Source organism: Jiangella gansuensis DSM 44835 (assembly GCF_000515395.1).
In the GTDB taxonomy this organism is placed as follows: domain Bacteria; phylum Actinomycetota; class Actinomycetes; order Jiangellales; family Jiangellaceae; genus Jiangella; species Jiangella gansuensis.
In genome coordinates this window covers 5,472,494-5,485,680 of sequence record NZ_KI911782.1, presented here as the reverse complement: position 1 = coordinate 5,485,680, position 13,187 = coordinate 5,472,494, and the positions used below count along the sequence as shown (strand labels likewise).

General features: G+C 71.2%; 14 protein-coding genes. 5 read left to right on the top strand and 9 right to left on the bottom strand.

The annotated features are described in order from the left end of the window. Positions 1-39: 39 nt before the first annotated feature. Positions 40-1,968 carry a beta-propeller domain-containing protein gene (locus JIAGA_RS32475; RefSeq protein ID WP_051426523.1) on the top strand — a complete coding sequence of 643 codons (1,929 nt, stop codon included), beginning with the start codon at positions 40-42 and terminating at the stop codon, positions 1,966-1,968. Positions 1,969-2,011: 43 nt separating this feature from the next. On the opposite strand, the gene JIAGA_RS32470 is transcribed toward JIAGA_RS32475, so the two are convergent. Genes JIAGA_RS32470 through JIAGA_RS32465 form a run of 4 tightly spaced genes read right to left on the bottom strand, consistent with a single transcriptional unit; the run spans position 2,012 to position 4,771 of the window. Then, the gene (locus JIAGA_RS32470) at positions 2,012-2,626 is read right to left on the bottom strand and encodes a DUF6624 domain-containing protein (protein ID WP_051426522.1); all 615 of its coding nucleotides are present in this window, start codon (positions 2,624-2,626) and stop codon (positions 2,012-2,014) included. 39 nt (positions 2,627-2,665) lie between these two features. Further along, positions 2,666-3,115: an imine reductase family protein gene (locus JIAGA_RS36300; RefSeq protein ID WP_342673675.1), complete on the bottom strand. Its 450-nt coding sequence runs from the start codon at positions 3,113-3,115 to the stop codon at positions 2,666-2,668. Beyond that, positions 3,012-3,767: an ABC transporter permease gene (locus tag JIAGA_RS0125960; RefSeq protein WP_026877916.1), complete on the bottom strand. Its 756-nt coding sequence runs from the start codon at positions 3,765-3,767 to the stop codon at positions 3,012-3,014. The genes JIAGA_RS36300 and JIAGA_RS0125960 overlap by 104 nt, the downstream gene beginning before the upstream one ends. After that, entirely contained in the window at positions 3,764-4,771 is a 1,008-nt protein-coding gene (locus JIAGA_RS32465; RefSeq protein ID WP_035815360.1) for an ATP-binding cassette domain-containing protein, read from the bottom strand. The genes JIAGA_RS0125960 and JIAGA_RS32465 overlap by 4 nt, the downstream gene beginning before the upstream one ends. 75 nt (positions 4,772-4,846) lie before the next feature. Between JIAGA_RS32465 and JIAGA_RS0125950 the strand changes: the two genes are divergently transcribed. Next, complete coding sequence (locus JIAGA_RS0125950; protein ID WP_026877915.1) at positions 4,847-5,797, top strand: helix-turn-helix transcriptional regulator; 951 nt, start codon at positions 4,847-4,849, stop codon at positions 5,795-5,797. Between the two features lie 2 nt (positions 5,798-5,799). Here JIAGA_RS0125950 and JIAGA_RS32460 read toward each other — a convergent pair whose 3' ends face one another. The 3 genes from JIAGA_RS32460 to JIAGA_RS0125935 all read right to left on the bottom strand — a co-directional run bounded on the left by JIAGA_RS32460 (position 5,800) and on the right by JIAGA_RS0125935 (position 9,821). Further along, the gene (locus tag JIAGA_RS32460; protein ID WP_035812990.1) at positions 5,800-7,119 is read right to left on the bottom strand and encodes an alkaline phosphatase D family protein; all 1,320 of its coding nucleotides are present in this window, start codon (positions 7,117-7,119) and stop codon (positions 5,800-5,802) included. A gap of 13 nt (positions 7,120-7,132) precedes the next feature. Next, positions 7,133-9,007, bottom strand: a complete 1,875-nt coding sequence (locus JIAGA_RS0125940) for a CehA/McbA family metallohydrolase domain-containing protein (protein WP_157553528.1) — start codon at positions 9,005-9,007, stop codon at positions 7,133-7,135. A gap of 139 nt (positions 9,008-9,146) precedes the next feature. Further along, positions 9,147-9,821, bottom strand: a complete 675-nt coding sequence (locus JIAGA_RS0125935) for an O-methyltransferase (protein ID WP_026877913.1) — start codon at positions 9,819-9,821, stop codon at positions 9,147-9,149. A gap of 155 nt (positions 9,822-9,976) precedes the next feature. Here JIAGA_RS0125935 and JIAGA_RS0125930 point away from each other — a divergent pair, with 155 nt between their 5' ends. Both JIAGA_RS0125930 and JIAGA_RS35110 read left to right on the top strand, forming a co-directional pair. Continuing rightward, the gene (locus tag JIAGA_RS0125930) at positions 9,977-10,906 is read left to right on the top strand and encodes a DNA polymerase beta superfamily protein (RefSeq protein ID WP_035815356.1); all 930 of its coding nucleotides are present in this window, start codon (positions 9,977-9,979) and stop codon (positions 10,904-10,906) included. Between the two features lie 76 nt (positions 10,907-10,982). Next, entirely contained in the window at positions 10,983-11,138 is a 156-nt protein-coding gene (locus JIAGA_RS35110) for a DUF6131 family protein (protein ID WP_169738939.1), read from the top strand. Between the two features lie 26 nt (positions 11,139-11,164). Here JIAGA_RS35110 and JIAGA_RS0125920 read toward each other — a convergent pair whose 3' ends face one another. Both JIAGA_RS0125920 and JIAGA_RS0125915 read right to left on the bottom strand, forming a co-directional pair. Then, positions 11,165-11,653, bottom strand: a complete 489-nt coding sequence (locus JIAGA_RS0125920; protein ID WP_051426521.1) for a GNAT family N-acetyltransferase — start codon at positions 11,651-11,653, stop codon at positions 11,165-11,167. Between the two features lie 24 nt (positions 11,654-11,677). Further along, complete coding sequence (locus JIAGA_RS0125915) at positions 11,678-12,061, bottom strand: VOC family protein (RefSeq protein WP_026877910.1); 384 nt, start codon at positions 12,059-12,061, stop codon at positions 11,678-11,680. Between the two features lie 99 nt (positions 12,062-12,160). On the opposite strand from JIAGA_RS0125915, the gene JIAGA_RS0125910 reads away from it, so the two are divergent. Beyond that, positions 12,161-13,147: an aldo/keto reductase gene (locus JIAGA_RS0125910; RefSeq protein ID WP_026877909.1), complete on the top strand. Its 987-nt coding sequence runs from the start codon at positions 12,161-12,163 to the stop codon at positions 13,145-13,147. The last annotated feature ends 40 nt before the right edge of the window (positions 13,148-13,187 follow it).

The window sequence follows — 13,187 nt, the reverse complement described above, 5'->3', positions numbered from 1 at the left end:
AACATGAGGCGGTGGTTTGCCGGCCTTGTCACCTTGGGCATGATCGCCGGCTGTTCTGTCGATTCCGACGACGACGCGGGACCGGTCGCCGTCATGGGCCTGACGTCCTTCGACGCCTGCGCCGATGTCCTCGATCACCTGAAGAGCGAAGCCCACGACCGGGTCGGGCCGTGGGGCCTCGACAGCGTGGGGATCGCCTATGCCGGCCGGGCCGATGCCCTCGAATCGGAGGTAGCCGCCGGCGACGCGTCCGGCGGGCCGCAGTCGGCTCCGGATCACTCCACCACGAACGTGCAGGAAGCCGGCGTCGACGAACCGGACGTGGCCAAGACCGACGGACGGCTGCTTGTCACCACCAGCGGTGGCGACCTGCGCATCGTCGACGTCACCGGTGACGTGCCGCGCGAGGTCGGCCGGCTCGGGCTCATGCTGAACCCGGACGCGCCGGAGTACGGGCACCTCGATGCCACGCTGCTGCTGGACGGCGACCGGGTGGTCGTGTTCGTCCGGGAGTACCCGTGGATCGCGTTCGACGGTCCGGCCACGTCCAGCCTGCCGTACGGACCCATGGGGCCGTACCGCACCGCGGTGCTGCTGGTCGACATCTCCGACCCGGCCGTCCCGACCATCATGTCGACGTTGCGAGTCGACGGCAGCCACCTGGACGCCCGGATGGTCGACGACACCGTGCGGCTGGTGGTCAGCTCGGCACCGTCGCTGGCGTTCCCGATGGACGAGGGCGACTGGGACCTGCCCCAGGACGAGCTCACCGAGCGCAACCGGGCCGTCGTCGCCGAGTCCACCATCGAGGACTGGCTGCCGTCGTACGAGTTCACCAGGGGCGGCGACGACGCGGCGAGCGGGCAGCTGGTCGACTGCGAGCGGCTGAGCCGGCCGGACGAGTTCGCCGGGTTCTCCACTCTCAGCGTCCTCACCTTCGACCCGGCCGACGGGTTGACGGCGGACGGCACCGTGGGTGTGCTCACCGACGGCGACACCGTCTACGCCAGCCCGGACCGGCTCTACGTCGCGACCACCCGGTGGGGTGACCCGATCCCGGTCGACCCGATCCCGCTGGATCCGGCCGGCACCGCGAGCGACGTGCCCGACGCCGGCCCGCCGCTCGTGACCACGGGCATCCACGCCTTCGACATCGCCGGCGACGCGCCGGCCGGCTACCTGGCCTCCGGCGAGGTCGACGGGCGCATCATCGGGCGCTACGCCATGTCGGAGTTCGAGGGCGTGCTGCGGGTCGCCACCACGCTGGACTCCTGGTCCGGCGGGTCCGACACCAGCGAGAGCCAGCTGGTCACGCTGGAGCAGCGCGACACCGAACTGGTCGAGCTCGGCCGGGTCGGCGGTCTCGGCAAGGGCGAGCAGATCTATGCCGTTCGGTACTTCGGTGCGACCGGCTACGTGGTCACGTTCCGCCAGGTCGACCCGCTCTACGTGCTCGACCTGGCCGACCCGGCCGCGCCGGCGGTCACCGGAGAGCTCAAGATCACCGGATACTCCGCGTATCTGCACGCCGTGGGTGAGGACCGGCTGCTCGGTGTCGGGCAGGAGGCCACGGCCCAGGGCCAGACCGTCGGAACCCAGGTCTCGCTGTTCGACGTTGGCGACCCGGCGGCGCCGGCGAAGCTCGACGGCCACGTCGTCCCGGACACCTGGGCACAGACCGAGCACGACCCGCAGGCGTTCCTGCACTGGCCCGACACCGGCCAGGCGGTGGTCCCGATAGACGGGATGACCGGGTCCAGCGCCCTGGTCGTCCAGGTGGGCGACGACACCGTCGCCGAGCAGGGCACGGTGACCCGGGCCGAACCGGCGCCTGATGGTTACGCCCAGTTGCGCCGCACGCTCGTCGTCGGCGACGAGCTGTACACCGTGTGGCAGGACGGCATCCAGTCCAACGCGCTGGACGATCTGGAACCACGCGGCTGGCTGTCCTTCACGCCGTCCCCATGATCATGTTCCCTCGCGGGCCATATGCGACCGGGAGGGAACATGATCATGGGGTAGTGCTGGCAGCTGCCTCGGCGGCGCAGCCGTCGGCCAGCTCGGCCAGATACTCGGCCAGCGGCTCCAGCCCGACCTCGGCGCGCCGCTCCTCGACCCCGTCCGGGTCGCTGAGCGGCGCCGGCCGCGCTTCGCCGTCCACACAACCGACCTGAGTGCCGTACACCTGCTCACCGACGGTGTTCATCCCGACCCGGTCCTCCAGGTAGGCCAGCTCGATCGGGTCGGCCGCCCCGTCCGACGCGGCCTCGCGCATCAGCTCGAGCGCGTCCTGCTGGAACGGCGGGTCAAGGTCGGAGTGCTGGGCGATCACCCAGGCCGCGCTGGCGCCGTCCGCACCTACGACGTCCCAGCCCGGCCAGCCGTGCTCGTCGATGATCTCGCGCAGCCGGTCGGTGCGTTCCTGGTCGTTCCACTCACCGTCGACCTCGCCGGTGCGCTCGGCCTGGTCCTGCTCCTTCATGGCCAGCAGCTCGTCGCGCAGTTCCGGCTCGGTGACGGCCGGCTCCCGCGGCCCGGACGGCCCGGTGGCATCGGCCACCGGGCTGTCCCCGGACCCGGAACAGCCGGCCAGCAGCACGGCGAGGACGATCGCCGACCTGATCATGCTGCTCAGTATGGCGCCGCGAGGCGGCGTGCGGAATTCCTACGTCGCGGCGGGCGCCGCGTCGGCGAGCAGCGCGGCGGTGACGATCGAGGCGTCGAGGTCGCCGTGGCCGGCGTCGATCGACCGCTGCATCTGGGCGTGGGCGGCGCGCTGCACGCTGGTGTCCAGGCCGCGCCGCTCCGCCGCCTCGACGACGTGCGCCAGCCCGGCGGCGATGATGGACACGGGCGAGATGTCCGTTTCGGAGCGTTCGCGGTCCACCTGGTCGGCATGCTCGGTGATGGAGCTCGGGAGCAGGCCGGCGATCGAGATGGCGAACGGCGCCAACTCGGCACCGGTGATCCCCTCGGCCAGGGCGGAGGCACAACTCTCCAGAAGTGCGGCGTCAGGACGAGCGGCGCATCGCCCGGGTGCCGACGGCCAGGCCGAGGGCGGCCACGGCGGCCGCCGCGACAGCGGCCGCGGCAATGGTGTCAGCCGGGAACTCACCGTTGAACAGCGCGCGCTGGGCGTCGACAACATAGGTCAGGGGATTGGCATCGGACAGCGCCCGCAACCAGCCAGGCCCGTTGTCTACCGGGAGCAGGATGCCGGCCAGCAGCAACAGCGGAAACAGCACCGTCTGCTGCACCGTCCAGAACATCCACTCGGCGTTCTTCGACGCCAGCGCCAGTGTGTACGACAACGCGCCGAGCCCGATCGCCATCACCGCCAGCAGCGCCATACCGAGCACGGTGCCGCCCAGGTGCAGCTCGAAGCCGAACGGGACGCAGACCGCGATGATGATCGCCGTCTGCGCCATCATCGGCACGATCTCCTTGAGCGCCCGCCCGACGATCAGCGCAGGCCGGCGCAGCGGTGTGACGAGCATCCGCTCGTGTGCCCCGGTCTGGATCTCGAACAGCAGGTTCGACCCGGTGAACGACGTGCTGAACAGGCACGACATCACGACGATGCCGGGCACGAACCACTGCAGCGCAGATCCTCCCTCGACCTCGGGCAACAGCGGAGCGAACAGCCCGAGGAACACCAGCGGCTGGATCATGCTGAACACGACCGAGAACGGGTCGCGCAGTACCGGCCGCAGCTCGCGGCTGAAGACGGTGACGGTGTCGGACACGAGAGTCGTGGTGCTGGTCATGCTGCGACCTCCTCGGCTGCGGCGGGAGCGGTGGATTCGGGCTCTCCGGCCGATGTGCCGCCTTCGCGGAGACTGCGGCCGGTGAGGTTGAGGAAGACGTCGTCCAGCATGGGCCGGTCGACCTCGGTGGACTCGACGGCGATGCCCGCGGCGTCCAGGTCGCGCAGCAGTCCGGGCACCAGCTTCGGCCCGCCGGCCACGCGGACTTGCACCGTGTGGCCGGCGCGGGTCACCTTCGCCCCGGGCACACGCTCCAGCCGGTCCGCCGCCCGCCCGGCGTCCGCGACCGTCCTGAAGCCCACCGCGATCCGGTCGCCGGCGTGGTCGGCCTTGAGCCGGGCCGGAGTGTCGTCGGCGATGACGCGGCCGTGGTCGATGACGATGACCCGTTCGGCCATCGCATCGGCCTCGTCCAGGTAGTGCGTGGTGAGCACGATGGTGGTGCCGTGCTCTGCTCGCAGCTTCAGGATGTGTTCCTGCAGGTTGGCCCGGTTCTGCGGGTCCAGCCCGGTGGATGGCTCGTCCAGGAACAGCAGCCGCGGCGCGTGGATGAGACCCATCGCGATGTCGAGGCGGCGGCGCTGCCCGCCGGACAGTGACGACACCGGCCGGCCCGCTACGGCGTCGAGGTCCAGTGAGCCGATCAGCTCGGCCGCGCGTGTCTTGGCGTCGCGGACGCTCATGCCGTAGGCGCGACCCTGGCTGACCAGTTCGTCCCGGCCGCGCTGGCTGTGTGCCGCACCGTTGCCCTGGCCGATGTAGCCGATGACCCCGCGCACCGCCCGCTGCTCGCGAACGACGTCGTAGCCGGCGACGCGTGCGGTGCCCGAGGTCGGCGGGATCAAGGTGGTGAGCATGCGCAGGGTGGTCGACTTGCCCGCGCCGTTGGGGCCCAGGAGGGCGACCAGCTCCCCTTCGGCGACCTCGAGATCGAGGCCGCGTACGGCCCGCACCGTCTCCTTCTTGACCGTGAAGTTCCTGGTCAGCTGGGTTGTCTGGATCATCGTGGTGTCCATGGAACCCACGCTAGAGTTCATTCCGGCCACTTCTTGACCTCAATTGCCCGGAAGCTGGACGACATGGCGAACACGAGCGCGCGGATGCTCCGGCTGCTGTCCCTGCTGCAGACGCATCGGTACTGGCCAGGGGATGAACTGGCGGACCGGCTGAGCGTCAGTCCGCGGACGCTACGCCGTGACGTCGACCGGCTGCGCGAGCTCGGCTACCCGGTCGACGCCGCGCGTGGGGTGGCCGGCGGATACCAACTGCGGGCCGGCGCCGCGCTGCCGCCGCTGTTGCTTGACGACGAGGAGGCCGTGGCCATCGCGGTGAGCCTGCGTACGGCCGCCGGGGGTGCCGTCGCCGGCATCGAGGAGACCTCGGTGCGGGCGCTGACGAAGGTGGTGCAGGTGTTGCCGCCGCGGTTGCGCCGGCGGGTCGACGCGCTGCACACCTATACCGTCCCGGCGCTGATGAGCGGCGGTCCGCGCGTCGATGCGGCGGCGCTGACGGTGATCGCGCAGGCCTGCCGGGACGACGAGCGGCTGCGGTTCCGTTACCGGTCCCGCGACGGCGACGACACCGCGCGCCTGGTCGAGCCGCACCGCCTGGTGTCCCGCGGCCGGCGTTGGTACCTGGTCGCGTGGGACGTCGAGCGGCACGACTGGCGCATCTTCCGCGTGGACCGCCTGTCCGAACCGGCGGTGACCGGGGCCAGGTTCCGCCCACGTGACCTACCGGCCGACGACGCCGCGGACTATGTGCGGCAGCGGATATCTGCCATTCCGACCCGCTACCGCGTGGTGGCCGACGTCGCCGCGCCCGCCGACGTCGTGCGGCAAGCCGTGTGGAACTGGGGTGAGGTGGCGCCGGCCGGTGCGGACGCGGCCCGGCTCACCATGAACGTCGATTCGTTCGAGTGGCCCGTGCTGGTGCTGGCCAGCATCGGGGCGGACTTCGAGGTGGTGTCGCCACCGGAGCTCGTCGCCCACCTGCGCGAGGTGGGCGAGCGGTTCCTCCGGTCCGTCTGACCTCAGGCCGGCGCCAGCCCCGCCCGGCCCTCCTCCACCACGTACGACGTCACCGTGCGGGCTGCCGACGTCGGCTGCCGGACGGTGTCCACGATGCGATAGTCCGCCCGGGCGAGCTGCGGGGTGACCGTGATCGCGACGTGGCCGCGGCCGGTGCCGGCCATCCGGAAATGCGGGTTGTCCGGATCCGGGTCGTGTCGGACGGTCGCCGCGGCCTGGCCGCCGCTGGTGATCGACGTACCGGTGAACTCGACGCCGACGGTCACCGACTCCGGGTCGTCGAAGTCGAGCTTGAGGTCCGCGGCCCGGTTGGCGTGGATGTCGCCGGACAGCACCAGCGGGTTGCGCGGCCGCCCGGACGCCATGACCTCGAGCAGCTGCTGGCGCGACACCCGGTAGCCGTCCCACTTGTCGTTCTCGGCGCCGACATCGGGGTCCTCGAAGAACGGCACCTGCTGCGCCAGGACGTTCCAGGTGCTCGTGCTGGTGTTCAGGTCGTCGACCAGCCAGCGCATCTGTTCGGTGCCGAGCATCGTGCGGTCGGGATCCCACGCGGCTGGTCCGTCGGCCTCGATGTCCGGCACGTGGTCGCTGCGGTACTGCCGGGTGTCCAGCATGTTGATGGTGGCCAGGCGGCCCCAGTGCAACCGCCGGTACAGCGTCATCGTGGGGCCGGCCGGCCGCTGCGCGGTGCGGAACGGCATGTGCTCCCAGTAGGCGCCCTGCGCGCCGCCCTCGTAGATGTAGTCGCCCAGATGCACCACGAGGTCCGGGTTCCCGGCCAGCATGTCCTGGTAGGCCGTGTAGTAACCGGCGGTGTAGTTCTGGCAGCTCGCGATCGAGAACGTCCACGACGACGGCAGGTCGCCCGGCGCCGGGGCGGTACGGGTGCGGCCGACGGGGCTGAGCTGGCCCTCGGCCCGGAACCGGTAGTAGTACCAGCGAGCCGGCTCCAGCCCGCCGACGTCCACGTGCACGGTGTGCGCGTCCTCGCGCCGTGCCATCGTCATGCCACGCCGGACCAGCCGCGTGAACCGCTCGTCGTGTGCGACCTCCCAGGACACCGCGACCGGTCGCGACGGCATGCCCCCGGACCCGTCCAGCGCGAGCGGGTTGCCGGCCAGCCGGGTCCAGATGACCACCCGGTCGTGCAGCGGGTCGCCAGAAGCGACGCCGAGCGTGAAGACGCCGTCGGTCAGCCTGGTCGGGGGCGCGGTCGGCGACGACCAAGCGATACCCGCGGTCGTTACGGAACCGGCCAGGGCGGCTGCGGTGGCGCCGCCGATCTTCAGGAACCGGCGTCGGGCCAGCTTCTGGTCCATGTGGGGCGGCCTCTCAGGCGCGGAAACGGCGGGCCGGGGGGATGCCGTGCGGTGGTTCGGCACGGAGCACCCAGAACGGGTTGCTCTCGCCGATGACGCGGTCTTCGGCGTCGCGTGCCTGCAACCGCAGGTAGGCGCCGTCGCCGGGCACGAAGACGTGGTCGTGCCCGCCCCCGCGCAGGTCCGCGGCGGGTATGACGATGCTGCTGGTCCTCGGCGTCGGATCGGCGACACCGGGGTAGTCCACCGGGCTCTGGACGATGTGCAGGGCACCGCCGGTGGGCAGGTCGGTCGCGGTGAGCCGGACGCGAAGCCGGGCGGCCGGCGTCACCATTGCTGAGCCCAGCGCCCGGCGGCCGGCCACCTCGACGTCCATCGCGCCACGCCAGCGCGCCGGGTCGGCCCACCAGGCCCGGCCCGCCCCCAGCGCGTCGACCAGATCGTCCTTGCCGGTCGATCGGGCCCACACGTAGGTGATGTTGTTGTTGGAGAGGCCGGCCCAGTCCTGGCCGTTGTGGTCGTCGCTGACTCCGACCCCGGTGATGAACAGAGCGTTGCGTGCCGCGGCGTCGAACACCCGGCGCAGATCCTCGAACGGGCTGCGCCCGATCTCCATGATGTCCGCGCCCAGGCAGTTCCGCTCGATCATCAGCTGGACCAGGGACTCGGGGGTCTCGACGTCGAGCGGGTGGTTCCACTGCACCAACGCGCCGTGCGCGTGCATGAACTCGACCATCTCGGCGGTGAGGTCGGGATCGTTGTCCCGCCGCGGCGGGCTCGGCATCTCCGGCATCACCAGGTCACCGCCGATCCAGTTCAGGTGCCGGACCAGCGACACCTCGAACGACTCGTGGTGCGCGACGTCGGGGTACTCCGCCTCGTACTCGGCCAGCACCTCGCGCCGCAGTCCGATGCCGCCGTCGGCGTCCCGGCGGCCGTAGTCGATGCGCAGCCGGTCGACGACGACACGAGTCTCGGCCGTGCCGTCGACCCGGACGCCGAGGCGCAGCGTGTGCATGGAGTTGTCCGTGGCCACGAGGTCGGGCCAGATCGCCCGCAGGTCGTCGACCGGCCGGAACGTCACGCGCTGCCAGGTGTCCGCCGCGACCGGGATCTCGACGTACCCGCGCAGCCCGTCGGCACGGCGCACCACAGCGCCGGTGGTGCTGCCGCCGATGCGGTATTGGAGCAGGTAGCGTCCGGCCGGCCGGTCGCCGCGGGCCGGGTGGTACGAGGTGTTCATCTCGATGAGGAGCTCGCGGCCCGGTCCGAGCCGTTCGGCGAGCACGTCGAGGTCGATCGTGAGATCGGCGAGTGACCCGCTGAAGGTCTGGTTCCACGACGCGGCCGAGTACCAGAGGATGCCCCAGCCGGTGCCGGCCGCGGTCATCCGCATGGCGCGGCCCGGCTCGTCCGGCGAATGCGGATCGTCGACGAACTCGGCGCCACCGCTGGTCACGGCGCCCTGGCGGGACTCAGTCCACGTCCATTCCATGGTGTTGGCGACTTCGCTCAGCCCGTCGAACCGGACCTCGCGCCGGTGGTCGTGCGCCGCGACCCGGAAGTCGTGGTCGGTCCACCAGATGACGTCGACGTCGTTAAGGCGCGCCTGGTGCAGGTGGGTTTCGTAACTGGCCGTGCCCTCGCTGAACGAACCGTGGATGTGCATCGCCATGCTGACCGGCCGCATGGTTCGGGCGGCGGGCGCCGTACCGGTGGGGGCGCTGCCGGTCGAGGCAGCTGCCGGGAGCGCCCGCACGACCGGCAGGCCGAGCCCTGCCGCCGCCGCTCCGCCGAGGGTCGTGGCCAGCAGCCTCCGGCGGGTGACCGCCGCGTCGTCATCGGTGGTGTCGTCGCCCCTCGCGGCGTCGTCGTGCTCGGTGCGCATGCCGGCCTCCGTGTCTCCTGCCCCGCTGGATGTGATCACCGTAGGAATCGGGCAGGGGCCACGAAAGGGACGTATCAGAGGTTCACCAGTGCTTCGTGCCGAGGTCGTGAGGCGTTTGCCAGGTCACGCCGGCGCGGCGTCAGACGTCCGCGGTGACCAGCGCGAGCAGGAACCCGTCGTGGCCCTTGCCGCCGACCGTCTGCACCGCCGTCGCGGACACCCGTGGCTCGGTGGACAGGTGCTCGAACAGCCGCCGGGTGCCGTCGACGGCTGGGTCACCGGTGGTGGCGTCGATGACGCCGCCGCGCCGGACGACGTTGTCGACGATGATCACGCTGCCGCGCCGCGACAGTCGCAGCGCCCAGCTGAAGTACTGGAGGTTGTTGGGCTTGTCGGCATCGATGAAGACGAGGTCGAACGGCGCGGCCCCCTCCGCCTCCAGCTGCGCCAGCGTGTCGAGCGCCTGGCCCACACGCACCTCGACCAGGTCGGCGAACCCGGCCCGGGCGAGGTTGTCGGTGGCCACGGCGGCGTGGTCGGGGTCGGCCTCGAGAGTGATCAACCGGCCGTCGTCGGGCAGCGCCCGGGCCAGCCAGGTGGTGCTGTAACCACCGAGGGTTCCGACCTCGAGGATGCGCCGCGCACCAGCGATGCGCGCCAGCAGATGCAGCATCTTCCCCTGGTTGGGTGCGACGTTGATAGTCGGCAGCCCAGCAGCCTCGCTGGCCTGCAGCGTTGTGTCGAGCACGGGGTCCGGCGGCAGGAGGTGGTCGATGAGGTAGCGGTCGACGGCGCTCCACTGGTCCTGGCTCATGTGGCTCAACCTACCGGTGTGGTCACTCTGCTCCATTCGGGTGAAACTGCGTGGATCGCCGGGCGGCGGCGCCGACGGCACGAGACAATGGTGCCCATGTCTGGACTGTGCAGGACGATGCCGCCGCTCCATACCGAGCCGGGGTGGACGCTGCGATGAACGCTCCGCCCCGGGTCCCGCTCGGCACTCATGTGGTGGTCACCGGCGAGCTGGCCGACGCGGCGGGCGCCGGCATCGGCCGCGGCCTCGCCGGGCGCATCGTCCGCGACACCGGTAGCCGGTACACCGTCGCGCTGGTCGACGGGCGGCTGGTCGACGTGGCCGGCGAGCAGCTGATGACCGTGGGCGACGGCCCGCTCCCGCCGCCCGCCGTGGCGCCGGAGCCGTCGCCGGAAGCACTGGTCACCGAGCACACCATCCTGGCGGCTGAGGTCGGGCACCCGTTCGGTGGCGGCCCGGCCGCCGTTCGTGGTGTCTTCCAGGCGCCCACGGCCACCCTGTGGGCGCTGACCCCGCCGCCGGAGCAGGTGACCGGGCCCGGCGAGGGGTGGTCGTCCTGGGAGGTCGAGGCGTTCTGCCGGCTTGCGCTGGAGGGCGACCCGGCCTGTCACGAACTGCTCTGGTCGACCCGGACGGTGTGGGTCGGCGACGCGGGCCGCGATCTGCGGGAGCTCCGTATCGCGTTCCTGTCGCAGGCGATCGCGCCACGGTACGCGACCTCTGTCCTGGAGCAGTTCAAGGAGCTGGAGCAGGCCGGCCCGGCGGGCGCCGGCGAACACCACCAGCATGATCACCGCTGGGTGCTCGCCGGCGATCTGCTGCGGCAGTTGCTGGCCGGGATCGCGTTGCTGCACACCGGCGACGCCGCCGCGGCGCTCGCTGAGCACCACGACCGGCTGACCGAGGTCCGGGCCGGGCATCTGCCGTGGGACCAGGTGGAGTCGTGGCGCCTGGAGCTGCAGCAGCGGCTTGAGGAGGCCGCCGCGACGACGTTCCTGCCGGCCGAGCCCGACGCGGCCCGGGTGCAGGCCTGGCTGAGCGACCTGCGCCGTCGTGGCTTAGAGGTCGAGAGCGCTAGCCGCTGAGACCGATTACAGGGCGTTGTCCGGGGTACGGGACGAAAGCAACAAAAGTCCCATTCGTCGGAGAAATGGAGCCCCAATGATCATCCTCGGTGTCGTACTGCTGCTCATCGGACTTTTCGCCGAGATCGGCATTCTGACGACGATCGGGATCATCCTGCTGGTCGTGGGAGCCGTGCTCTACGTCCTGGGCGCCGTCGGCCGTCCGCTCGCCGGCCGCCGTCACTACTGGTAGCACCTCCGGCACTCGACGAGCACGCGCTACAGGCGGCGGTACATGATGTGCAGCCCGACGTAGCCGTGCACCGGATGCCGGAACGCCTCCGGCAAGGTGGTCATGACCTCGAACCCGAGCGACTGCCACAACGCGACCGCCCGGGTGTTCGTCTCGACCACAGCGTTGAACTGCATCGCCCGGTAGCCCTCGGCGCGCGCCTGCTCGACAGCGTGCTCGCCGAGGGCCCGGCCGACGCCTTGCCCGGCGTGCTCCGGCGCCACCATGAAACTGGCCGTGGAGACGTGGCTCGCCGGGCCGAGGTGGTTCGGGCCGAACTTCGCCGAGCCCAGCACCGTCCCGTCGTCCTCGACCGCGACGACGGTCCGTCCCGGCGGCTCCTGCATCCACACCGACCGCGCCCACTCCTCCGTCGGGTGACGGGGGAGCGTGTACGTGTCGCCATCGGCGAGGATCTGTCGCAGGAACGGCCAGATGGCCGGCCAGTCACCCGGCACGGCGTCTCGGATCTCCATTCGCCCGAGTATGCCGTGGCGGCCTCACCGCTCCAGCTGGTGCAGGCAGAGGATGTTGCCCTCCGAGTCGGTGAACCAGGCTGCTCGATCATCGCCCACCGACGCGATGTGGCCGACGGTCTTCAGCTCCGGTAGGTCGTAGTCCTCGAAGGTCACCCCGCGGGACTCCAGCTCTGCCACTTCGGCGGCGACGTCGCCGACGCCGAACGTGGCGGCCGTGTGCGCGCTCTGGGCACCGGGTTCGGCTGCCATCAGCTCGATGGTGGCGCCGGCGGTGGTGCGCAGGACGTGGTTGCCGCTCGGCGAATCGCCGAGATCCTCCAGCCCGAGACGATCGCGGTAGAACGATGTGGCGCGAGCCATGTCGCCCACCGGGAGGATCGTGGTGACGGGAGCGTTCGTGAGCATGATCTTCCCCCCATCAGAAGACCTGATCCGACTATTCGGATTCTGCTCCTGCCCGGGTGCGGCGGCAAGAGCGACCGTGATGACCTAGGGTCCTGCCCCGTGGAGATGCGACAGCTCGGACGGACCGGCAGGCAGGTCGGCGCGATCGGTTTCGGTGCCTGGCAGATCGGCGCGGACTGGGGCGCCGTCGACGACGACGCGGCGCTCGCCGCGTTGGACGGCGCCGTCGACGCCGGTGTCACGTTCATCGACACCGCCGACGTCTACGGTGACGGCCGCAGCGAGCGGTTCGTCGGTGAGCTGCTGCGCCATCGGCCGGACGCCGGCCTCACGGTGGCCACGAAGATGGGGCGCCGCGCCGACCCACACGTCGCCGACGTCTACACCCTGGACGCCTTCCGGGCATGGAACGACCGCAGCCGCGAGAACCTCGGCGTCGACACCCTCGACCTCGTCCAGCTGCACTGTCCGCCGCCCGAGGTGTACTCGCGTGACGCGGTGTTCGACGCACTCGACACGCTGGTGGAGGAGCAGCGCATCCGTGCCTACGGCGTCAGCGTCGAGACCTGCGCCGAGGCGTTGGCGGCCCTGCGCCGGCCCGGTGTCGCCACCATCCAGATCATCCTCAACTGCCTGCGCCGCAAGCCGCTGGACGAGGTGCTGCCCTCGGCCGCGGCCGCCGGCGTCGGCATCATCGCCCGGGTCCCGCTGGCCAGCGGGCTGCTGTCCGGCCGGTACGACGTGTCCACCACGTTCGGCCCGGACGATCACCGCACGTTCAACCGCGCCGGCGAGGCCTTCGACGTGGGTGAGACGTTCGCCGGCGTGCCGTTCGACGTGGGTGTCGAGGCGGCCCGGGAGATCGCCGAGCTGACCCCGCCTGGCGCGACCACCGCCCAGTTCGCGCTGCGCTGGGTCCTCGATCAGCTGGGTGTGTCCGTCGTGATCCCCGGTGCCCGGTCGCCGGAGCAGGCCGCGGCCAACGCCGGCGCCGCCGGACTCGCCCCGCTCGACATCGCGACTTCGGCCGCACTCACCCGCATTTACGACGAACGCATCCGCCCGCTGGTCCACGACCGCTGGTGACCTCTCCCGACCGTCTCGGGCGAACGGTCACGGGACCGTC

Excerpts from the sequence above, each read along its gene's own strand:
- JIAGA_RS32465 (WP_035815360.1), bottom strand. The coding sequence starts at position 4,771 with ATGATCCAGACAACCCAGCTGACCAGGAACTTCACGGTCAAGAAGGAG.
- JIAGA_RS0125930 (WP_035815356.1), top strand. The coding sequence starts at position 9,977 with ATGAACGCTCCGCCCCGGGTCCCGCTCGGCACTCATGTGGTGGTCACC.
- JIAGA_RS0125960 (WP_026877916.1), bottom strand. The coding sequence starts at position 3,767 with ATGACCAGCACCACGACTCTCGTGTCCGACACCGTCACCGTCTTCAGC.
- JIAGA_RS35110 (WP_169738939.1), top strand. The coding sequence starts at position 10,983 with ATGATCATCCTCGGTGTCGTACTGCTGCTCATCGGACTTTTCGCCGAG.
- JIAGA_RS0125935 (WP_026877913.1), bottom strand. The coding sequence starts at position 9,821 with ATGAGCCAGGACCAGTGGAGCGCCGTCGACCGCTACCTCATCGACCAC.
- JIAGA_RS0125950 (WP_026877915.1), top strand. The coding sequence starts at position 4,847 with ATGGCGAACACGAGCGCGCGGATGCTCCGGCTGCTGTCCCTGCTGCAG.
- JIAGA_RS32470 (WP_051426522.1), bottom strand. The coding sequence starts at position 2,626 with ATGATCAGGTCGGCGATCGTCCTCGCCGTGCTGCTGGCCGGCTGTTCC.
- JIAGA_RS0125915 (WP_026877910.1), bottom strand. The coding sequence starts at position 12,061 with ATGCTCACGAACGCTCCCGTCACCACGATCCTCCCGGTGGGCGACATG.
- JIAGA_RS32475 (WP_051426523.1), top strand. The coding sequence starts at position 40 with ATGATCGCCGGCTGTTCTGTCGATTCCGACGACGACGCGGGACCGGTC.
- JIAGA_RS32460 (WP_035812990.1), bottom strand. The coding sequence starts at position 7,119 with ATGGACCAGAAGCTGGCCCGACGCCGGTTCCTGAAGATCGGCGGCGCC.
- JIAGA_RS0125940 (WP_157553528.1), bottom strand. The coding sequence starts at position 9,007 with ATGCGCACCGAGCACGACGACGCCGCGAGGGGCGACGACACCACCGAT.
- JIAGA_RS0125920 (WP_051426521.1), bottom strand. The coding sequence starts at position 11,653 with ATGGAGATCCGAGACGCCGTGCCGGGTGACTGGCCGGCCATCTGGCCG.